The sequence below is a fragment of the Ekhidna sp. ABH4_415 genome, from assembly GCF_056161305.1.
This window is the reverse complement of sequence record NZ_JBSWYW010000053.1, coordinates 1-201: the sequence shown is the minus strand read 5'-3', so window position 1 is coordinate 201 and position 201 is coordinate 1. Positions and strand designations below refer to the sequence as shown.

Genomic DNA, 201 nt, shown 5'->3' with positions numbered 1-201 from the left:
AATACGATCAGCAGCACGGATGTAAACGGCAATGTGGTGATCGATCCGAATGGTACGGGCGTGGTAGATGTAAACACGAGTTTGATCAGCAACGTAACGGATCCTGTTGGCAACCAGGATGCAGCGACGAAGGCATATGTAGACACGCAGGTAGGGAACCAGACGTTAAATGAGGCGTACATCGATGGCAACACGATCACC

General features: G+C 50.7%; 1 protein-coding gene. It reads left to right on the top strand.

The features are described from left to right. A partial coding sequence (locus ACXAH9_RS17275) for a hypothetical protein (protein ID WP_474896100.1) occupies window positions 1-201 on the top strand: 201 nt, incomplete at both ends.